The organism is Chryseobacterium vaccae (genome assembly GCF_009602705.1).
Lineage (GTDB): Bacteria > Bacteroidota > Bacteroidia > Flavobacteriales > Weeksellaceae > Chryseobacterium > Chryseobacterium vaccae.
The window spans coordinates 2297348-2318219 of record NZ_VSWH01000001.1 but is presented as its reverse complement, the minus strand read 5'-3'; the positions used below and the strand labels follow the sequence as shown (position 1 = coordinate 2318219).

Below are 20872 nucleotides of genomic sequence, written 5' to 3'. Positions count from 1 at the left end.
CATTATACAAAGCAGATAACACACTTTCCAAACAATGATCAAAATAGACGAGCTTGTTCATGCCTACATCCACTCTCACTGTGATTTTGAGAAGGAAATTGTGATGACAAATCACTTTCAGGCAGATTGGGAGGCTGATATACTGATCATTGATGCCGAAGGGTTCAGTCATGAAATTGAGATCAAACTATCGAAAAGTGACTTTAAAAACGATTTCAAAAAATCATATCTCAACAAAGATACGGGAGAAAAATTTCTGAAGCATGACAAGGTTTCTTGTGGAGATTATGTCTGCAACGCATTCAGTTTTCTGCTTCCGATGGGAATGATCGAGCATAAAGATGTTCCGGAACACTGTGGCATCATTGAGTTTTACCATAATGAAGACAGCTGGGAAACGGAATTCTATCTGATACGTAAGCCTAAAAATGTACATGAAGATTCTTACTGGAAACTGAATGATAAAGATCTTTTTATACGTAAAATGGCGTTGAATCTCCTGCACAGGAAGATGGAGATCAAAGGAAAACACGAAGAATTGATCTTTAAAAATCCTTTTGATATAAAGAAGAAAAAATAACAAATCCTGTCAGATGACAGGATTTGTTATTTATGATAATGAAATGTTGAATATAATTAAGCTTCAACTTCCGTCGAATCTCTCTGAAGAAGGAACTTATAAATCAACCCTCCTACAATCCCTCCTAAAATAGGAGCTGCCCAGAATAACCAGAGCTGAGACATCGCAAGTCCTCCTGCAAAAACAGCCTGTGAAAGAGATCTCGCAGGGTTTACCGAAGTATTGGTGATAGGAATTGAAATTAAGTGAATCAGTGTTAAAGCCAGACCGATAGCAATACCAGCAAACTTTCCGTTCGCCCATTTATCCGTTGCTCCCATAATAACAATGAGGAAAAATGCTGTCAGTAAGAATTCCGCAAGAAATGCGGCTCCCATGCTGAATGCTTTGCCGTTATATACCGCTTCCCCATAGAAGTTGGTGGCAAACGCTCCGGGTTGGGAAAAATCTACGGTTCCGGCGCCATTAAGGATAACATACAGGCATCCCGCAGCAACAAGCGCTCCAAGACACTGGGCAACAATGTACGGGATAAGGTCTTTTGCAGGAAATCTGCCTCCTGCCATAAGCCCGAAAGTAACGGCCGGATTAAAATGACCTCCGGAGATGTGGCCCACAGCATATGCCATTGTAAGCACTGTAAGACCAAAAGCTAGAGCAACGCCTAAAAGACCAATTCCGATGTCGGGAACTCCGGCTGCAAAAACCGCACTTCCGCAGCCTCCGAAAACAAGCCAAAACGTGCCGAAAAATTCAGCAAAAAGTTTTTTTATCATGTTGTTTATTTTTAAATGTATCTCAAATGTAGAATTTAAATCTCAAAATAGAAAGATAAATCTTAAAAATATTTCAAATATTGGAGAACGAAAAAATTGAGGATTTATTAATTTGGTTTAATGTTTGTTGGGGATTCTGTTGAAAGAGCATAACGCTCCGGATTGATTGATATAACATAAATGTTTATCTTTCGTTAGTAATTTTAAAGCATGGTTAATGAGAAAGTTTTTTTGTGTGGTTTTTGTGCCTTTCCTATACAGTCTTTATTATTCACAGGGAGCTAAAAAGAGTCTTCCCTGCTATGATTTGTCACAGGTTTTAAAAGTAGAACCTACTCCTCTTTATAAGTCTCATCTGGATGCCTCAAAGAGTTTTGGGGTTAAACTGCTTAAAGACTCTAAAACGGTACAGAAGTACGTTAATAGCGGTAAATTTCACGCGGTAAAAAAAACAGGAAAAGGGTACCGTGTTCAGAGACTGGATTACAGCAGGGCTTTTATGGTATCCAAAGCCAAAACAACATTAGAGAAGATCGCATCAAAATTCAGTAAAGAGACAAAAGGTCATACCTTTACGGTTTCGTCAATAACAAGAACCCTTGAAGACCAATGCCGGCTTAGAAAAGTGAACTCCAATGCCTCTCTAGGGATCAGTTCTCACAATTACGGAAACTCTTTCGATATTTCTTATGTGCGTTTCAATAATGTACTCAAATATAATCCCAAAATGGAGCTCGCTTTGGAGAAAGTCCTGAAATACTATGCAGACGCGGGCCGAATTTACTATATCAAAGAAAAACAGCAGAGCTGTTATCATGTTACTGTTAGGAATTATTAATTAGCCTCAGTCCGGAATAAAAAATCAGACTTATATTAAGTGTTATAACTGATGATCAATTTATAAATTTTTGTAAAAAAATATGATATTATTTGAGTTTTTTAAGTGCTCCGTAGGAGTACTCTGTTCATAGAATTTAATACATGATCTAAGGTGAGCTCCGTAGGAGCGACCTGATAATTATATTGATCATATGATGTTCTGATAGAGTTTTTTAATTTTATGGTGGCTGTTTAGGGTGCAACCAAAAATAATTTCGAGTCTTCCTTATCCATTCTTTTATACTTACCTTAACCTCAGTCCGGAATAAAAAATCAGACTTATATTAAGTGTTATAACTGATGATCAATTTATAAATTTTTGTAAAAAATATGATATTATTTGAGTTTTTTAAGTGCTCCGTAGGAGTACTCTGTTCATAGAATTTAATACATGATCTAAAGTGAGCTCCGTAGGAGCGACCTGATAATTATATTGATTCATATGTTGTTCTGATATAGCTTTAATATGAACAAAATTTGAAAACAATTATAATCTCAGTCCGGGATAAAATGTTTTATTTAGACAGGCTTAAAGCTGGAAGAAGGAAAGTTATGAAGGTCATTAAAAATAAGTGTTGATATATTTTTATCTCATTTGATTTTACAGAGGTTTCAGTATCTATAACCAACAGTGACTTCCAGCCTCCTTCTTCCATCTTCCAACCTTTTATATTTAAAATTTCTTAACCCAGGTTAATTAAAATTCAAATTTTAGTGATTATTTGCACAGCACATTTAGTTTGTATATTTTTATGCAAACTAAACAAGCCACATCTATGAACAGAGAAGAATACGCCCTGGCAATTGCCCAATGGGGTAACGGGGTTTCTGATTATCACTCAATTGCTGAGTGGATTCGCACCAATTACACTTTTAAACTATCTAAAGATCAAATTGATAAAATCAAAGACTACAATTCCTACGAATATATCTGCGCAGAAGTTGGAGTAGTTGAAGGAAGTCTTGTCCTGATTTTTGTTCCGTTAACTGAAAAAGGAGTGATAAACAGTGCTGTAACAGAGTACCAGTACACTACTCTTGAGCCTCAGAAATACGATCTTGTCCTACAGGAGACTAAAGAGTTTAAAATCGTAAAAAATGCATTACTTTCTAACGACCTTCAAAAAATAGGCAGCAATACGGATATGTATTTTCCAGTATCAGAAGCTCCTGTTTTTGAGCAGGATAAAGCGGTAGAAGCCATTGAGCGCTGGAGAGACGAAGGAATGGAATGGTTCTATCATGAATGTTCAGAATTCGGAGGGGCAAGAATCTTCAGAAAATTCTACGTTCCTATGGAAGACCTTTGCCATCCGATCCCTGAAGTTACCAGAATCGTATGCTCATTCGGACTTCGTTACAATGATATTTATCAAAGAATGCTGGTAACCCTGATCTTTATTTCTTACCATGAACTGCTGCAGAATGGAGGAACTACATCCTCTATTTCCAATACCTATGACTGGGCAAAACCATGTCCGCCGGTATGCCGTATTCCCGGATTCCCAAATTAAGATCTTAAATGTCTGGACGAAAAAGGAATGACAGAATTTTTTAAGACAATTTTATTTCTGAATTATGGCCTGCTTCTTTGTGTGATTATTTTGGGAGCAGCCAGATATCGTATACTCAATCATAAGGAAAAGCAGTATTTTTATTGTATTGCTTTTCTTTTTTTTATTGAACTCCTGAACCTGATCCTGCCTTATGTTTTTAAACTGAATGATACTTCATTTATCTATCCGTTTTATATTGCCGGAGAATTTTTTCTGCTGAGTGCTCTATTCATCAGAAAATTGGACGTATCAAAATATTTTCTCGGGCTGGCAGGAGTACTGGCTATTGGTTTTATGGTCGCAAAATATGCCTTTGATTATCCCTCCAACAGTGATATTGTGAAGGTAGTATCCAATATTATCATTGTCTGTCTTTCGGGATTCACGCTCATCCGGGAAATTAATGGAGCTTCTGCAAAGAACCGTTTTCTTTTGGTAGATGCCAGTATTTTCTTCTATTATTCCGTGTCAGTATTTTTTTTTATTATTCAGCATCAGCTTGCCAATCTTTCTGATGATGATTTTTACTTTATGCTGAGCATTAATAATATCTTGCTGAGTATCTTATATTGTTCATTTATATACACTTTTATCAAATTAAAGAAGTAACTTTAAATATCAGTCTTTTGGTTCTTATAATTGTTACCATAACAGTTATAGTATCCTTTATACTCCTTGCTTACCGCTCTTTCATCAGCCGGATTATTAAAGAAAAAAATGCCCAGCATGAGGCAGAAGTTCTTCACCAGAAAAGTCTGGTACTTGAAAACATTAAAGCTCAGGAAGAAGAAAGAAAAAGGATAGCCGTTATGATTCATGATGATATCGGAAACAGGCTTAATATTTTATCATTATGGCTGAATAATCTGGATACCAAAGGAGATGAGGTGATTAAAAAGAATATTTACGGCCAGATGTCATCATTGATTGATGCGGCAAGAAGCATTTCACATTCATTATATCCTGTAAATCTTGAATCAGTAGGATTGGTTTTATATGTGGAAGAATTGATTGCGAATCTGTCTCATAAAATCAATATTTCTCTGCAGGTAATGCCCGGGTACAGGAAAAAAGAGATTTTTACAGAAGTGCAGCTGTATAGGATTATTCAGGAATTTACAACCAATGTAATCAAACATTCCCAGGCAACAGATCTCTGGATTTATATCAAAGATTATCCTTTGTATATGGCGGTGGTCATATCAGATAACGGGCAGGGATTTGATTATGACCAGGTAAAAAAAGGAATGGGACTCAAAAATATAGAATCCCGGATGAAATCAATGAATGCTGTCCATAAGTGGAAAAGTACCCTGAAAAAAGGAAGCCGTTTAATTATTATAATTCCAACAAACCATGAACCCGCAAATCAAAATAGCACTGATTGATGATGAACAGCTGATCCTGGAAGGAGTAAAAATGCTGTTGTCCAATGAAAAAAATATCTCCGTATCGCTGACTTCCGGTAACGGACCTGATTTTATTGAAAAACTGGAAGAACTTTCCAATGAAGGCTTTCCGGATATTGCTCTCGTAGATGTGCAGATGCAGCCCATGAATGGCTTTGAACTCGTGGAGATTTTAAAAGAAAAATACCCTGAATTGAAGATTATCATTCTTTCTTCCCACTATAAAACATCTATCCTGGGATATATGGTTAAACTGGGAGTTTCTGCATTTCTTCCTAAAAATTCAGATAGAAAAACATTTATTGATGCCATCACAATGGTTTATAAAAATGGCGTTTTCTTTACCGCTGAAGATCATCAGATGCTGTTTACTTATATGAACAGTTCGACGAAGAAAAAATCTCTTTTTGAAATGGAAGATGAACTTTCCGAAAGAGAAAAAGATGTGGTAAAGCTGATCTGCCAGGAGTATACCAACAATGAGATCGGAGAAAAGCTGTTCATCAGTCCAAGAACAGTAGAAAGCCACAGGCAGCGGATTCTTGAAAAGATTGGAGCCAAAAATACAGTAGGCATTGTGATCTATGCCATCATTAATAACATTTATACCCTTGAAAAAATATGATTCCGTAGAAATACGGAATTTTTTTATTTGGTGATTTCACGCTTGTACACTTGTTGTATCTTTCGTTAATTTGACACTATAAGTTTAGTCCGGATGTAAATAATTGTAGTTCATTAAAATACGCCGGAGATAGTCAGTTACAACGTAGAAACACAATGATGAAAAACGATGGAATAATATCAGTCGGAATTTTTTTTGACGGAACCGGAAACAACGGAGTTAATGCTGCTTCAGCGAATATGCCGGCCAGGAATAATGAAAGTTATCAGGGAGCAGCGACTAATATTTACAAACTGTTCAGTTTATTTAACGGAAACCACAAATTATATGTTGAAGGAATTGGTACCCTAAATGGTGGGGAAGATAGTAATTTTGCAATGGCGACCTGTAGCAATCCTCCTGGAGAAAAAGGATATTCTTCGGATGACAAACTTCAGAAAGCCTATGATTTCGTAGAGCATACAATAAATAATACCAACAAAATATACTATTTTTATATCTATGGATTCAGCAGAGGAAGTATGCTGGCAAGACATTTCAGCAATCAGATTCTCTTACAGTATCCTTCAGTCTCCATTAAAATAAAATTTCTGGGTGTTTTTGACACCGTAGAATCCAAACCTTTTAATACCTACACAATCAATTTGCCGCAGGAAACAGAGAATGCCCTTCATCTGTGTGCCGTGAATGAATGCAGGTACTTTTTTCCTCTTGCCGGTTTTTTTGAGACTTCCAAAAGTAGGCGGGATACAAAAACGGAAACCTGGAATTCTGTATGGAAGGAGGTCTTTGTTCCCGGGGCTCATGCAGATATTGGAGGTGGCTATCTGGAAGGTCCCCAGTCCGTCTATATTTCTACAGATTTTCTCAATACCCAGGACTTGCAGGATTATGTATCAGATATACGAAATGCCAAAACAGATAGGGCTGGAAATAAAATATGGGATTCGCTGCTTGCAGAATTTCAGATTGAAAAAGGGGTGATTCTTGCGCAAGCTTATGTTTCCAGAGACAAAGTTTATCAGGATCTTTCAAAAGTATATGGCAGACTGATGTTGGACGAAACCAACAGGGTAACATCACAGATCTTCAGTACAGATTTTAAAGAAGATGATTTTGAGATAGATCCGGAAAAACACCCGTTTCTTGTAGACTTTTATATCCGTGCAGAAGCTTACGTTAAAAATATGCAGCCGGAACTCCAGCCTGTATATGATTATAGCCGCTTTGCAGAGTATACCCATATTTCTGCCAACTTCGGGCTGTACAGCGATGAAGTATTAAAAAGATCCACAAAAGATATTAGTGCAGAATTGATTAATAATGGCCTTAATGTACCCAGCAGCAGCTCTCTGGATCATGAAAGCCATACTAAGGTTATCATGGAACTTCATCTTCCCGAAGACAGCTTTATCCCTGATTTTCTCTATGGAACCAATGTCCCAAACAACGATATCTGGAGCCGTACCATCGAGATGAGAATGAATAAAATGAATGGAGAAAGCTGGAAGCTGGAAGAAGGGAACCATTAAGACCTGAAAGCAACGCATTTTGTTATAAAAAAACAATGGGCCGCTTCGTAAACTTCTATCTTTAAAACTCTTGTATTTCAAAAATAAGCGAAGCGGCCTTGTTTATCTTAAAAACATCAGGAATTTAATTTTTTTTTGTCTGCCGTTGCGATAAAAACAAAAATCAGTTTCAGAAAACCTCCTAAAGTCTGAGGCAGCGGTGAACTTCCATCCTCCCTCTTCCGGCTTCCCTCTTTTTATTTCTGGCCTATTCATTTCTTTTTCCGTACTTTTGCACCCGAAAATTCATTATTCATAACTAATTATTAATTAAAAGAAATGCTTTCGGTTCAAGGTTTAGGATTACATCATTCGGGAAATTATCTGTTTCAAAACGTAAATTTTACCATCAAAAAAGATGATAAAGTTGGTTTGGTAGGAAAAAACGGAGCAGGGAAATCTACCCTGTTGAAAATGCTGTCGGGAGAAATTAATTTCTACGAAGGAAATGTAGTTCCTGAAGGGAATATAACCATTGGTTTCCTGAAGCAGGATCTTGATTTCGTTAAAGGAAGAACGGTATGGAATGAAACCATGCAGGCCTTCGAACAGATTAATGCCTGGAAAGAAGCGCTGGAAGAAGTTAACCACCAGCTGGCTACCAGAACCGATTACGAAAGTGATGCCTATACTGATCTGATCAATAAGATGACTGAACTTAATGATCTTTTGATGAACCATGATGCCTACAATCTTGAAGGTGATATGGAGAAAATATTGTTTGGTTTAGGTTTCAAAGCAGATGATTTTCATAAAATTACCGATGAATTTTCCGGAGGTTGGAGAATGAGAATCGAGCTGGCAAAGCTGCTGCTTCAAAAGAATGATATCATGCTTCTCGATGAGCCCACCAATCACCTTGATATGGAGTCTATTATCTGGCTGGAAAACTTCCTGAAAGAATATCCTGGAGCCATTGTTCTGGTAAGCCACGATAAACAGTTTATGACGGCGGTGTGCAACAGAACATTTGACATTAATAACAAAAAAGTTGATGACTATAAAGCCAATTATTCAAAATATCTTGTAATGCGTGAAGAACGCCGTGAAAAACTGATTCAGGCTAAAAAGAATCAGGACGCGGAGATCAAGCAGATGGAAGATAACATCAATAAGTTCCGTGCAAGTGCTACCAAAGCATCTTTTGCACAGTCCCTTATTAAGAAACTGGATAAAATTGAACGTATTGAAGTAGATACCGAAGACGTTTCCAAATTCAATATCCGTTTCGTACAGTCTGTGGTACCCGGAAAAGTTATTTTCGAGGCTGAACATTTAGGAAAAGCTTACGGAACAAAACAGATTTTTGATGATGTAGACTTTATTGTTCAGAGAGGAGACAGAATTGCCCTTTTAGGACAAAACGGACAGGGAAAAACAACACTAGCCAAAATTCTTGCCGGAGACATCAAAGATTATACTGGAACCTGGAATTTAGGACATAATGTAAACATCGGATACTTCGCCCAAAATCAGGAAGAAGTACTGACACCCAATAAAACAGTACTGGAAGAAGCTGAAGATGCCGCAACGGAAGAAACAAGACCAAGAGTGAGAGACCTTTTAGGGTCTTTCCTTTTTCAGGGAGAAGCGGTAACCAAAAAAACAAAAGTGCTTTCCGGGGGAGAAAGAAACCGTCTGGCGCTTTGTAAATTGTTGCTTCGTCCTTTCAATACTCTGATTATGGATGAGCCTACCAATCACCTGGATATTCAGTCTAAGGAGATTATCAAACTGGCTCTACAGAATTTTCAGGGAACATTGATCGTAATTTCCCACGACAGAGAATTCCTGGATGGACTTTGTGATAAAATCTATGAATTCCGTGACGGAAGAATGAAAGAATTCCTGGGAAGTGTAGGAGAATACCTTGAATACAGACAAAAAGAAACCCTTAGAGAAATTTCTGCAGAAAAAGCAAAGCTGCACAATGAAGAAGTAAAGCCGGAGCCTAAAAAAGCAGAAGTGAAGCCTGCTACACCAAGCAGCCAGTCATCTGTTATGGTTAGTAAAGAGCAAAAAAACATCCAGAACAAGCTGAAAAAGGTAGAAGAGAAAATTTCAGAACTGGAAACCGAAATTGAAAAAATGGAGGCCTCTTTTGCTCAGGAAAATCCTTCAGAGGAAACCCTGGAAAAATATAATAAAACCAAGGGAGAACTTGAACTTGCTTTACAGGAGTGGGAATATTTAGGTTCTCAGCTGGATTAATTTTGAAATAAGAAGAGCAGAGAGTTTTTCCCAAAATAGAATAATAAATTAAACAAAGGCGCACATTAATCAGAGTTTGCAAAACATTGTATGACTTTGCTAAGTTTACGCCTTTGTTTATCTTAAAAACACTTCGATTTATCTGCTATTGCGATTAATAAAAAACTGCTCCATCTTTAAAATTCTTTTCCAAAGATTTTTAAATCAGTGTATTAAGCTATATTGAGTTATTTTAATCCTGTTCTTTTGTAACAAAGAGCACTGCTTTTCTACCTATTGATAAGAGTAGTTCAGTTTAATTTTAATATAAGTTTAATTTAAAAATTAAATTATTTTTATAATTTTGACAAATGGTTTTTAAGGAAAGCAGAAATCTGAAGAGTTTTATCGCCAAGCTTTTGTTTGGGATATACTTCGTTGCGCTGTTTTCCCAAAGCTTTCACCACCATGATTCTGTAGACTATTTTAAGAGCTTCAATCTTAAAAAAACAGAAAATACCATGGCAAAGTCTTCCCAGAAAGAAAAAGCCGGAGACTGTCTTGCCTGTCATTTCCTGGCAACAGGACATACTTTGGTTCCTGAAGAATACAGTTTTACTTTTGAACATTATACACAGGAAGTAGAACTTATTATTGCTGTTCAGGAAAAAATATGGTCTCAGACTAAATTCACATTTCAGCTTCGGGGTCCACCCACAATTTCATAATTCATAGATTCTTTTTGGGTTTAAAACATGCTGTTTTAGATGTAATATTCAATGTTTGACGTTTAAAGCTTATATTGTTAGTAAAAACAATTAATAGTCTGTTGGCTGGAAACAGTAATACAGCTTTTAATGATTTATAACTTTCTTTGATCATTAAGACATAGTACATTATACATTGTACATCGTACATCAACACAGATTATAAACCCATCCCTTAATTTTTACGAAAAAATGTACCTCAAAAAAGGTACTCAATCTATTTATTGACAATGAAATTGATATATAGCCTGCTGCTGGTCTTTTGCGGACTGGCGCTTACAAGTGCACAAAAAACGTACACCATTGAAGGAACCGTTCAGGATTTTCATGATAAAACCATGCTGGAAAATGCAGAAGTGAAAATCGGGACGTTCACGGCAAAAACAGACCGGAAAGGTAAGTTTGTCCTTCCCAGGATTCCTGCGGGAAAGTATACACTCATTGCTAAACATCCTGATTGCAATGATTATACTGAAAATATAGGAGTTGACCAGGATCTTAGCCTGACAATTATACTAGAGCATCATTCCGGTGATATCGAAACCATTACCCTGCACGGAAGCCATAAAAAGAAAGCATCCGTAATTATGAAAACGCTGGACAAAACTGAAATTGAAAGAAATTCAACGGAAAATCTGGGGAATTTGCTTTCAAGATTATCCGGAGTTACCGCATTGAAAACAGGGAATAATATTTCAAAACCTGTTATCCGAGGTCTTTACGGAAGCCGTATTTCTATTTTGAACAGCGGAGTGAAAATGGCTGAACAGGAATGGGGAGTAGAGCATGCTCCTAATGTGGACGTCAATGATTTTGAACATATCGATGTAATCAAAGGAGCATCGGCATTAAAATACGGTAGCGAAGGAATCGGGGGAACTATCATTCTGGAACCGGCGCCGCTACCCAAGAAAGATACGCTGATGGGAAATATAAAACTGTCAGGAATGTCTAACGGAAAAGGCGGTGAACTGGCTGCAAATGCTCTGAAATCCTGGAAAAATGACTGGTTTGTAAAAACCGGAGGAAGCTACAAGAAGCTGGGAGACCAGTACATTCCTCATCACACGCTGCAAAATACCGGACTGGAAATTAATTCTTTTAATTTTTCTTTCGGAAAGCAGAGTTTTATGCAGGGATTTGAAGTGGCTTATAGCGGAATCAATCAGGAATTCGGGATTTACAAAGGGGCTCACCTTGGAGGACCGATAGATTATTACAATGCCGTAAATCTTGGTCAGGCCTATTTTTACGACGGTTTCAGCTATGATATCAACAGCCCGAAACAGGAAGTTGAGCATCATATCGGAAAAGTGATGGCTTACAAGCGTTTTGCCGATTTTGGAAAGCTGACTTTCCAGTATAGTTTTCAATTAAACAGACGTAAAGAGTTTGATATCAGAAGGGGTGAGCTGAATGCTGTTCCTTCCATGGATTTAAGATTGATTACCCATACAGCAAGTTTAACACACCTCCTTGAACGCTCAGCATGGAGCCTGGAGAGTGGAATTTCTGCGGGATATCAGGATAATTATCCAAACCCGGCTACCAAAGCAAGACGTCTGATTCCTGATTATTATCGCTATGATGCCGGAGCGTTTTCTGTGTTTAAATATAGATTTAACGGTAAACTGAATGCAGAAGCTGCTGTACGGTATGATTTCAGCAGATACGATGCCTATAAATATTATGATGCTTCCGAATGGGAAAGTAAATATGCCGACCTTTTCCCACAATTTTTTGTGCAGAAAAATGACAGCAGAATTCTAACCCGTCCGATTCTGGATTATCATAATCTTTCAGCCAATATCGGCCTGAATTATACTCCGGTCCGTAATTTTGAAGTGAAGCTGAATGCATCCCGAGCAGAAAGAACTCCTAATCCTGCAGAATTGTTTGCAGACGGACTTCACCATTCTGCAGCAGTGATGGAAAAAGGCGACCTGACCATCAAAAAAGAGACGGCTTATAATGTAAATCTTTCTTTGGCGGCTCAGTTTGATGTGCTGAAAGGGCTACATATTGAAGCAAGTCCTTACTTTATGTACTCCGATAGCTTTATTAATCAGGTTCCAACAGGGATACAGTCAACCAATAGAGGGGTTTTCCCAATCTGGACGTATCAGCAGATTAAAGCCAGAATGTACGGATTGGATGCAGAAGCAGAACTTCGGATTCTTGATAACCTGAACTTTAGATCCGCATTCAGTACTTTGAGAGGGAATGATCTGACGAATGATGAACCTCTTATCCTGATGATGCCGACTAAACTTAGGAACAGCGTTGAGTTGAAACTCAATAAACCTTCCAAGTTTTATATAACTTTGGAAAATGATATTGTTACACATCAGAAACGTTTTCCGGTAAGAAATCCTGATATCACCTTTATAGAAAATGGAACGCTTGTAACAAAAACCATCGATATGAGCACGCCTCCTCCGGGATATGTTGCATTTAATGCATCTGTCGGGGCAGATATTTTCAAAAACTTTAACCTGAATTTCAGAATAAATAACATTACGAACACTCTTTACAAAGAATATCTTAACAGGTTAAGATTAGTAATGTATGAACCGGGAAGAAATTTCGTGGTTACTCTGAAATACAATTTCTAATTTATTATTAATACTTAAAATTTAAATCAAAATGAAAAAAATATTCAATATAACACTTATACTTTTCGCTGCAGTTCTGTTATTCTCTTGTAGAAATGATGATAACGACAGTATTCCGGAAGATATCCACGAACATGAAGAAATCGAAAAGCTGGTTGTGAAGCTTACGAATAAAAATGATGCGGCAGATATCCAAACTATTAATTATATCGGAGGAGTGGCAGATGCTCATATTCATGCTCATGCCGGTGATGTTTATACGGTAGAACTTGATTTTCAGGTGAAGCATGATGATCATTACCATAGCGCTAACGACGAGATCCTGGAAGAGAAAGACGAACATTTTATCATTTTTAATTTCGCAGGAGCCGATGTTAAAGTGAAAAGAGCCGCAGATGATGTTATAAGAACAGACGGGAAAAGATTAGGGCTTAAAACAGAATGGACTGTGGTAAGTACAACAACCAACGGTAAAGCCAATATCAAACTTATCCATGCACCAACCTCTGTCAATGAAAATTCACCTTCATCCGATAACCAGTTGGGAAGTGTGGTAGGAGGAGAAAGTGATGTAGATGCTTTAATTGATATTCACTAATAAAAACCTTAATATTAAAGTAACCGACCGCTGAATTTTTCAGCGGTTTTTCATTTATAAATATTTGACCGTTAAGAATTTATTATTAATGAGTTATTTTCATAAAAATTTCATATTTTTGCAACCTAAAATTTTAATCAATAATGAAGGTTACCGCACAAAACCATGATGACGTAAGTGCTTTACTTACCGTAACATTGGAAAAATCTGACTACAAAGAAAGAGTAGAAAAGCAATTGATTAATTATGCTAAAAATGCGCAAGTTCCTGGTTTCAGAAAAGGGAAAGTGCCTTTAAGTATGGTTAGAAAACAATATGAAGCAGGTATTGCATTTGAAGAAATCAACAAACAGGTTTCTGACGCTTTGAACAACTACGTTAACGAAAACAAATTAAGACTAGTTGGACAGCCTGTTCCTCAGCCAGTAAACGAATTCGATTACAATGCTGATCAATTGGAAGTTGCTTTTGAAGTTGGATATGAGCCTGAATTCACTATAGATTTAGCGTCATACGAAGCTCCTCACTACAAAGTAGAAGCTTCTGAAAAAGAGATCAACAAAAGCATCGAGAACATGCAGAGACGTTTCGCAGAGCAGGTTCCTCAGGATAAGATCACTAAAGATTCTTACATTGCTTTAGAAGTTTCTCAGGTTGTAGAAGAAGATGCAGAAGGAGAGCACCACCACCATCCAAAGAACGTTACCATTACAGCTGAAAACAAAGAAGCTTTCAAATTGGTAAAAGGATTGAAAATGGACGGATCTGTAAAAGTAACGAAAGAAACTCTTGCAGGAGATGAAGAATTAGCTAAAGAATTAGGATTCAGCAAAGAGGAAGTAGAACATTTACACCACGCTGAAGTGGAAGTAACTGTAAAAGACTTCTATTCACTAAACCTTGCTGAGCTTAATCAGGAACTTTTTGATAAAGTATACGGAGAAGGAAACATCAAGTCTGAAGAAGAACTTAAAGAAAAAGTGAAATCTGAACTGGATGAGTACTTCCAGCAGAATGCAGACGTTCACTTTGTGAATAAAGTATTGGAGCAGGTTACAGACAAAGAAGAAGTAAAACTTCCTGAAACTTTCCTTGTAAAGTGGTTACAGTTCTCTAATCAGAACATCCAGTCTGAAGATCAGGCTAAAGCAATTCTTGAAGCAGAGAAAAACCAGTTAAGATACCAGATCATTGAAGGTAAGTTGATGACTGACAATGAAATTCAGTTAGATTATGCTGATGTATTGGCTCAGGCTGAGCAATTGGTAAGAAATCAGCTGGCAATCTACGGAATTCACCACTTAGGAGATGAAGAAATCCAGAAATATGCTGTTGAAATGTTGAAAGATCAGGAGCAGGTAAGACAAATTTCTTCTGAAGTAGCTATGGCTAAACTAAAAGACGTTATCCTTGAGAAAGCAGGTAAAAAAGAAACTGTAATCTCTCACGATGAGTTTTTAGAAGAACTTAAGAAATAATATTTCTTGATATAAATATTTCAAAACCGCCAGTTATGGCGGTTTTTTTGTTTAAACAGACCATCCTGTTAAAGTTAGTTAATCATATTTCAACAACAATCTGAATTTGGAAGTTAATGACAAGGCCCATCTTCCTGCATCAATCTCCCATCCATAAAGTATTTGCCAATATTCAGCCCTGAGGATAATTTCTTTTATTGATTTTATTTTCTCCAATATTCATATATTTACACTTTAAACTTATTATCATTATTATGAAAAAGATTATCATTCCGTTTTTCTGTGCCGTACTTTTTTCGGTTCCGGCAGCGGCTCAAAAGAAAAGTGCAGCTCCTGCTAAGACGGAAGTTGCAAAATCACAATTAACACCTAAAGATGTTTTGGATAAATATTTCAACGCTTTGGGTGGTAAAAATAAATTAGAAGCTGTAAAGTCTATTACCATTGAAAATACGATGAGTACCCAAGGGATGGAAATTGCAATGACTACCCAAAAATCAGGAAATAAATTCAAATCTGTACAGTCTGTAATGGGCCAGTCTATGACTCAGGTTTTTGATGGTGAAAAAGGATATGTAGATCAGATGGGGCAGAAAATGGATCTTCCGGCAGACCAGATTCCAGCTTTGAAAAAAGGAGGTCCGGTTGAAGCATTAGCTTTTGAAGAGGCGGATTTTAAATCAGCTTCAGTAGAAAAACTAGATGGTAAAGATTATAATGTTTTGGTTTCTGATAAAGGAAAATCATACTTTGATGCCTCTACAGGACTTTTATATAAAGTAGGATCTGAGCAGGGAGGTATGACTATTAAAAGCTATATGACTGTTGATGGATTAAAATTCCCATCAGAAGTAGACTTTGAAGGAAACGGGCAGAAAGCAACGATTAAAACTACCAAGATTACTCTTAATCCGGTAATCAATGATAGTGAATTCAAATAAAAAATTGATTTTTTTAATAACAAAGCCGGGAAAGTACCCGGCTTTTTGCTGGATTTTTAATTTTAACTCAAATTTAACTATAATCCGGATTTTAGCATTTCTTTACGTGGTGAATAATTGATACTTTTGGCTCAAAATAAAATCAAATAACATGAAGAGAATTTTATCGTCATTTGCGGTGGTCGTTCTGATGTCCTCAAATGTTTTCGGGCAGAATATCCCTGTGGATCCTTCTGTAAGAATCGGTACCCTTTCCAACGGAATGAAGTACTACATCAAAAAAAACACATTACCTGAAAAGAAAGTAGATTTCCGTCTGGCTATCAATGCCGGATCTATTCTTGAAGATGAAAACCAGAGAGGTCTTGCTCACTTTATGGAGCACATGAACTTCAACGGAACCAAAAATTTTCCGGACAATAAATTAGTGGACTTTCTGCAGTCTATAGGAGTGAAGTTCGGGCAGCACCTTAATGCGTACACTAGTTTTGATGAAACTGTTTATATGCTTCCTGTTCCTCTAGATAAGCCGGGAAATCTGGATGCAGGTCTGAAAGTAATGGAAGACTGGGCCTTTAATGCAACACTTTCCGATGAGCAGATCAATAAGGAAAGAGGGGTTGTTTTAGAGGAATTGAGATTAGGTCTTGGCGCTGATAAAAGAATGTCAGATAAATATCTTCCTAAGCTTTTATATAAATCCCAATATGCAGACAGACTGCCGATCGGTAAAAAGGAAGTGCTGGAAAACTTTAAACCGGATGTCATCAGAAAATTCCATCAGGATTGGTACAGACCAGATCTTATGGCTCTTGTAGTGGTTGGAGATATCAATGTGGATGAAGTGGAGAAAAAGGTAAAGGAGAATTTCGGAAAATATAAAAATCCTTCCAAGCCGAGAGAAAGAAAAGTATTTGACCTTCCTAACCATAAAGAAACACTGGTAGCGATTGAAACTGATCCTGATGCAACCAATTCTATGGTTCAGTTTATTATGAAAGATGCTGAAGCGTATAAGCCGGATGTAACGATCCAGCAGTACAATCAAAGTATTATAGAAAATCTTTCTACAACCATGCTGAACAACAGATTGAGAGAGCTTATTAACTCAAATAATCCGCCTTTCACGTTTGGTTCCGTATATCACGGAGGAACATACGCAAGAACTAAAGAAGCTTTACAGGGATTTGCTATGGTGAAAGAAGGAAATCAGCTTAGTGCGCTTAAAGTTCTATTGGAAGAAGTGGAAAGAGCAAAAAGGTTCGGGTTTACACAAACTGAACTTGACCGTGCAAAGGCGCAGGTTTTATCCAACCTTGAAAGATCTTACAACAACCGTGACAAAACGGAAAGTGATATGCTGGTAGATGAGTATGTAAGAAACTTCCTGGAGCAGGAGCCTATGCCTGGAATTGCCTGGGAATATGAAGATACAAAATCATTCCTTCCTTCCGTTACTTTGGCACAGACCAACGATGTCATCAAGAAAATGGTTAAGGATGACAGCAGGGTAATCGTGATAACAGGTCCTAAAAAAGATAATGTAACAATGCCTACCGAAGCAATGGTACTGAATACCTTTGAAGCGGTGAAAATGGCCGACCTTAAACCTTACGAAGAGAAAGCAACCATCAAAAATCTGGTAAAACCTTTCAAATCTGAAGGAAAAATTGCAAAAACGGAAACGGATGCAAAACTGGGAACAACAACCTGGACGTTAAGCAACGGTGCAAAAGTGACTTTCAAGAAAACAGATTTCAAAGATGACGAAATTGTATTCTCAGCAAGAAGTTTAGGAGGAAGCTCTTTAATTTCGGATGCTGATTTCAATAAAACACAATTTGCTTTCTCTGCATTATCAGAAGCAGGAGTAGGAGGCCTTTCCAAAGCAGATCTTACCAATTATCTTGCAGGAAAGCAGGTTGGTGTAAACCCAATGATTACCCCTCTTTTTGAAGGGATTTCAGGAAGATCTTCACAAAAGGATCTGGGAACAGCAATGGAGCTTATGTATGCCTATTTCACAGATTTAAACTTCAACCCGGCAGCATTCAATGCTTATAAAGAAAAACAGGCAGCCATGCTGAATAACCTTCTGTCTAATCCTCAGTTCTATTTCTCAAGCGAACATGCTAAATTCATGAATCAGAAGAACCCTAGATTTATCGGAGTGGTTCCAATGGAAAAAGAATGGGCGAATACAGACTATAAAAAGGCATACGACATTTACAAAGAGAAATTTGCTAATGCCGGTAACTTCCAGTTCTATTTCGTAGGAAATATTGACGAAGCTAAATTCAAAAATGAAGTATTGCAGTATATTGCAAGTCTTCCTTCCGCAGGAAAAACAACCTCATTCAAAGATACAGGCTACAGACAGATGACGGGTGATTTTACCAAAGTATACAAAAAAGGAAAAGACCCTAAGAGTATGGTAACGATTTCTTACAGTGGAGAAGCTCCTTACAATGAGAAAGAAGCTTTGGCTTTATCTGCTCTTGGAGAAGTGGCAACCATTAAAGTAATTGAGAAGCTTAGAGAAGATGAAAGCGGTATCTACGGCGGAGGAGCCAGAGGAGGAATGAACAAAGTTCCATACAGTACCTACAGCTTCAGTATCAGCTTTCCTTGCGGACCTGAAAATGCTGACAAATTAACGAAAAGTGCTATTGCAGAACTTCAGAAACTGATTGATAAAGGTCCTGAGCAGAAAGATCTTGACAAATACAAAGAAGGAGAGTACAATGATAATAAGACAGATCTTAAAGACAATATGTACTGGATGAGTGCTTTGTCTAAAAATCAGTTGGACGGAAGCGATAAATACGACATCCTGAACTATCAGGACAAAGTAAAAGCCCTTACCGTAAAAGATCTTCAGGATGTGGCGAAAAAATATCTTTCTAAAGGAAGAATTACAGCAACACTAATGCCGGAAGACGGATGGGAAAATGCTAAAAAAGAAGAAGCTAAAAAAGTAGGTGCAGCCAACTAAAAGCTTTTATTTATATAAGAAAACCGCAGATCACTCTGCGGTTTTTTATTTTATGAACCATATTCTTTTTTCCATTCATCGGCAGCTTCACTTAAAACTTCGTAAAACGCTTCACCGTATTTTCTGGTCAGCGGAGTTTTCAGAAATTTGTAAACAGGTACCTGAAGTTCTTTTCCAAGCGTACAGGCATCGCTGCAGACATTCCATTCGTGATAGTTTAGAGCCGTAAAAGTGGAATATTCTGTAATACGGATTGGATAGAGGTGGCATGAGATAGGCTTTTGCCAGTCTACAGCTCCGTCTTCATACGCTTTTTCAATTCCGCATTTTGTAATTCCCTTTTCATCAAAGGTTACATAAGCACATTCGCGGTCTTCCACCATTGGGGTAACATACATTCCGTCCATAGGATCAGTAGTCCATGTACCTTGTTCTTCAAGGGCTTTAATGCCTTCCGGAGTAAGATAGGGCTTGATTTTGTCAAAGATGCTGTCTAAAATTTCAAGTTCATCTTTGTCCAGTGGAGCACCTACATCTCCTTCCACACAGCATGCACCTTTACATTTCGTAAGGTTGCAAACAAATTCTTCGGAAAAAATATCCTCAGAAATCAATTTATCGTCTATCTGAATCATAATCTTTAAAATAAATCAAAATATGTACCTGCTTTGAATGTGATAAGGCTGATTATAATCAGCCACAGACTCACTTCCTGCATCCAGTACTTAGGTAAAAATCTCATCATTCTGCTCAGGATAATACTGGAGGGAAATGCCAGCAGCAGAAGATATTCATAACTTTTATTCATATACAGAATAATGGTGATCAGCTGAGCCACGGAAAAAACCAGCAGGAAAGTGTATTTGTAGCGGCTTATCGGGCTTTTCTTATTATAGTTGGTAAAATGGTCATATACAGCATATATAAGCATCAGGGCAACCGGAAGAAGCGGAATCAGCTCACTATAGTCAGTCATGGGTTTCATTTTTCCAAACGGAAAATAATCGATATTCCATGAAGTAAAGCGGAAAAAGAACATAATTGAAAAATAGCTGAATGCAATCAGGATGATTCCCAGAAGAAATCTGAAAAGATTCAGTGCAATTCTTTGAGAGGTAGCAATCACATGAATAATAACAAAAACAGCCATAGGCCAGGTGGTTGGCAGGAAAATAAAGTTCAAAGCAACAATAGATCCTACCAGAACATAAGATTTCTTTCTGATATCTTCATCCGTACTGGTCAGAAGAAGGATGAGAAATGAATTGGTAAGCAATGAAACGGCAATGCCGATGTCCAGATTTCCAGGATACAGCCCGAAAATAAAAATTGTATATAAAAATAAGGGCAGATGAGTTTGATAATTCAGAGCAATGCTGTGAAAACAAAAATATCCTAAAGCAATTCCCAGAAAAGTAATTCCGGCAATTATAGCTTCATAAGTATTGAAATTCAGTATGTTAAATATTAATACTACTAAAAGAAGGCAACCAATATAAACAGGAATTGAAAAAATATTGCTTTCTTTTGAAAGTAATTTAAACATTTTTTATAAATTTGTACAAAGTTAATTTAAAAAAGGAAAATAATGACGTCTTTCTGGTTATTCTTAAGTAAAGTTTTCAAATGGTCTTTCGGTTTTTATGATACATTTGGAAATGTTCTGAACTGGATTTTATTTATCGTTTGCTGTGTATTGTTCACGTATTGGTGCTATGTCCTGGTTGCAAAACTAGGTGGCGATAAAGATAAAGACTACTATTCTCCAACGGAGGGCAAGAACCCTTACTACGATCCGAAAATCTACAAAAAAGAAGGTTAATTAATTGGTTATATAGTAAAAAACCGATTGGAAGATTGTTTCCGATCGGTTTTTTTATTAACGATTAAAT

General features: G+C 37.2%; 18 protein-coding genes. 15 read left to right on the top strand and 3 right to left on the bottom strand.

Annotated features, from left to right (window positions below; all coding sequences use genetic code 11):
- Positions 1-34 precede the first annotated feature (34 nt).
- Positions 35-580 (top strand): hypothetical protein, encoded by a 546-nt coding sequence (locus FW768_RS10545; RefSeq protein ID WP_153395216.1) that lies wholly within the window; start codon positions 35-37, stop codon positions 578-580.
- Positions 581-636: 56 nt separating this feature from the next.
- Here FW768_RS10545 and aqpZ read toward each other — a convergent pair whose 3' ends face one another.
- Positions 637-1353 (bottom strand): aquaporin Z, encoded by a 717-nt coding sequence (aqpZ, locus tag FW768_RS10540; protein ID WP_153399867.1) that lies wholly within the window; start codon positions 1351-1353, stop codon positions 637-639.
- Between the two features lie 220 nt (positions 1354-1573).
- On the opposite strand from aqpZ, the gene FW768_RS10535 reads away from it, so the two are divergent.
- The 13 genes from FW768_RS10535 (at position 1574) to FW768_RS10475 (ending at position 18980) form a co-directional block, all read left to right on the top strand.
- Positions 1574-2194 (top strand): DUF5715 family protein, encoded by a 621-nt coding sequence (locus FW768_RS10535; protein ID WP_153395214.1) that lies wholly within the window; start codon positions 1574-1576, stop codon positions 2192-2194.
- 817 nt (positions 2195-3011) lie between these two features.
- Positions 3012-3749: a hypothetical protein gene (locus tag FW768_RS10530; RefSeq protein WP_153395212.1), complete on the top strand. Its 738-nt coding sequence runs from the start codon at positions 3012-3014 to the stop codon at positions 3747-3749.
- A gap of 27 nt (positions 3750-3776) precedes the next feature.
- Positions 3777-4400 (top strand): hypothetical protein, encoded by a 624-nt coding sequence (locus FW768_RS10525; RefSeq protein ID WP_153395210.1) that lies wholly within the window; start codon positions 3777-3779, stop codon positions 4398-4400.
- 17 nt (positions 4401-4417) lie between these two features.
- Positions 4418-5179 (top strand): sensor histidine kinase, encoded by a 762-nt coding sequence (locus FW768_RS10520; protein WP_231128670.1) that lies wholly within the window; start codon positions 4418-4420, stop codon positions 5177-5179.
- Positions 5148-5825: a response regulator transcription factor gene (locus tag FW768_RS10515; RefSeq protein WP_153395208.1), complete on the top strand. Its 678-nt coding sequence runs from the start codon at positions 5148-5150 to the stop codon at positions 5823-5825. Before FW768_RS10520 ends, FW768_RS10515 begins: the two co-directional genes overlap by 32 nt.
- Before the next feature lie 155 nt (positions 5826-5980).
- Positions 5981-7357 carry a T6SS phospholipase effector Tle1-like catalytic domain-containing protein gene (locus FW768_RS10510; protein ID WP_231128669.1) on the top strand — a complete coding sequence of 459 codons (1377 nt, stop codon included), beginning with the start codon at positions 5981-5983 and terminating at the stop codon, positions 7355-7357.
- A gap of 318 nt (positions 7358-7675) precedes the next feature.
- On the top strand, positions 7676-9607 hold the full coding sequence (locus FW768_RS10505; protein ID WP_153395206.1) for an ABC-F family ATP-binding cassette domain-containing protein: 1932 nt from the start codon (positions 7676-7678) through the stop codon (positions 9605-9607).
- A 350-nt stretch (positions 9608-9957) separates the two neighbouring features.
- Positions 9958-10314: a hypothetical protein gene (locus FW768_RS10500; RefSeq protein ID WP_153395204.1), complete on the top strand. Its 357-nt coding sequence runs from the start codon at positions 9958-9960 to the stop codon at positions 10312-10314.
- A gap of 269 nt (positions 10315-10583) precedes the next feature.
- Positions 10584-12968 (top strand): TonB-dependent receptor, encoded by a 2385-nt coding sequence (locus FW768_RS10495; protein ID WP_153395202.1) that lies wholly within the window; start codon positions 10584-10586, stop codon positions 12966-12968.
- A gap of 31 nt (positions 12969-12999) precedes the next feature.
- The gene (locus FW768_RS10490; protein ID WP_153395200.1) at positions 13000-13566 is read left to right on the top strand and encodes a hypothetical protein; all 567 of its coding nucleotides are present in this window, start codon (positions 13000-13002) and stop codon (positions 13564-13566) included.
- Positions 13567-13709: 143 nt separating this feature from the next.
- Complete coding sequence (locus tag FW768_RS10485) at positions 13710-15044, top strand: trigger factor (protein ID WP_153395198.1); 1335 nt, start codon at positions 13710-13712, stop codon at positions 15042-15044.
- A 254-nt stretch (positions 15045-15298) separates the two neighbouring features.
- A complete protein-coding gene (locus FW768_RS10480; RefSeq protein WP_153395196.1) occupies positions 15299-15985 on the top strand; it encodes a hypothetical protein in 687 nt (228 codons plus the stop codon).
- Between the two features lie 151 nt (positions 15986-16136).
- The gene (locus FW768_RS10475; RefSeq protein ID WP_153395194.1) at positions 16137-18980 is read left to right on the top strand and encodes a M16 family metallopeptidase; all 2844 of its coding nucleotides are present in this window, start codon (positions 16137-16139) and stop codon (positions 18978-18980) included.
- A 50-nt stretch (positions 18981-19030) separates the two neighbouring features.
- Here FW768_RS10475 and FW768_RS10470 read toward each other — a convergent pair whose 3' ends face one another.
- Positions 19031-19615, bottom strand: a complete 585-nt coding sequence (locus tag FW768_RS10470; protein ID WP_153395192.1) for a DUF3109 family protein — start codon at positions 19613-19615, stop codon at positions 19031-19033.
- 5 nt (positions 19616-19620) lie between these two features.
- Positions 19621-20526 (bottom strand): DUF6427 family protein, encoded by a 906-nt coding sequence (locus FW768_RS10465; protein ID WP_153395191.1) that lies wholly within the window; start codon positions 20524-20526, stop codon positions 19621-19623.
- Positions 20527-20568: 42 nt separating this feature from the next.
- Here FW768_RS10465 and FW768_RS10460 point away from each other — a divergent pair, with 42 nt between their 5' ends.
- Positions 20569-20802: a DUF6341 family protein gene (locus FW768_RS10460; protein WP_153395189.1), complete on the top strand. Its 234-nt coding sequence runs from the start codon at positions 20569-20571 to the stop codon at positions 20800-20802.
- The last annotated feature ends 70 nt before the right edge of the window (positions 20803-20872 follow it).

What these genes read in the sequence shown, in the direction of transcription:
- FW768_RS10510 (WP_231128669.1), top strand. Translation starts at nt 5,981, where the DNA reads ATGATGAAAAACGATGGAATAATATCAGTCGGAATTTTTTTTGACGGA.
- FW768_RS10490 (WP_153395200.1), top strand. Translation starts at nt 13,000, where the DNA reads ATGAAAAAAATATTCAATATAACACTTATACTTTTCGCTGCAGTTCTG.
- FW768_RS10505 (WP_153395206.1), top strand. Translation starts at nt 7,676, where the DNA reads ATGCTTTCGGTTCAAGGTTTAGGATTACATCATTCGGGAAATTATCTG.
- FW768_RS10465 (WP_153395191.1), bottom strand. Translation starts at nt 20,526, where the DNA reads ATGTTTAAATTACTTTCAAAAGAAAGCAATATTTTTTCAATTCCTGTT.
- FW768_RS10515 (WP_153395208.1), top strand. Translation starts at nt 5,148, where the DNA reads ATGAACCCGCAAATCAAAATAGCACTGATTGATGATGAACAGCTGATC.
- FW768_RS10480 (WP_153395196.1), top strand. Translation starts at nt 15,299, where the DNA reads ATGAAAAAGATTATCATTCCGTTTTTCTGTGCCGTACTTTTTTCGGTT.
- FW768_RS10460 (WP_153395189.1), top strand. Translation starts at nt 20,569, where the DNA reads ATGACGTCTTTCTGGTTATTCTTAAGTAAAGTTTTCAAATGGTCTTTC.
- FW768_RS10500 (WP_153395204.1), top strand. Translation starts at nt 9,958, where the DNA reads ATGGTTTTTAAGGAAAGCAGAAATCTGAAGAGTTTTATCGCCAAGCTT.
- FW768_RS10470 (WP_153395192.1), bottom strand. Translation starts at nt 19,615, where the DNA reads ATGATTCAGATAGACGATAAATTGATTTCTGAGGATATTTTTTCCGAA.
- FW768_RS10475 (WP_153395194.1), top strand. Translation starts at nt 16,137, where the DNA reads ATGAAGAGAATTTTATCGTCATTTGCGGTGGTCGTTCTGATGTCCTCA.
- FW768_RS10530 (WP_153395212.1), top strand. Translation starts at nt 3,012, where the DNA reads ATGAACAGAGAAGAATACGCCCTGGCAATTGCCCAATGGGGTAACGGG.
- FW768_RS10535 (WP_153395214.1), top strand. Translation starts at nt 1,574, where the DNA reads ATGAGAAAGTTTTTTTGTGTGGTTTTTGTGCCTTTCCTATACAGTCTT.
- FW768_RS10495 (WP_153395202.1), top strand. Translation starts at nt 10,584, where the DNA reads ATGAAATTGATATATAGCCTGCTGCTGGTCTTTTGCGGACTGGCGCTT.
- FW768_RS10545 (WP_153395216.1), top strand. Translation starts at nt 35, where the DNA reads ATGATCAAAATAGACGAGCTTGTTCATGCCTACATCCACTCTCACTGT.
- FW768_RS10485 (WP_153395198.1), top strand. Translation starts at nt 13,710, where the DNA reads ATGAAGGTTACCGCACAAAACCATGATGACGTAAGTGCTTTACTTACC.
- FW768_RS10525 (WP_153395210.1), top strand. Translation starts at nt 3,777, where the DNA reads ATGACAGAATTTTTTAAGACAATTTTATTTCTGAATTATGGCCTGCTT.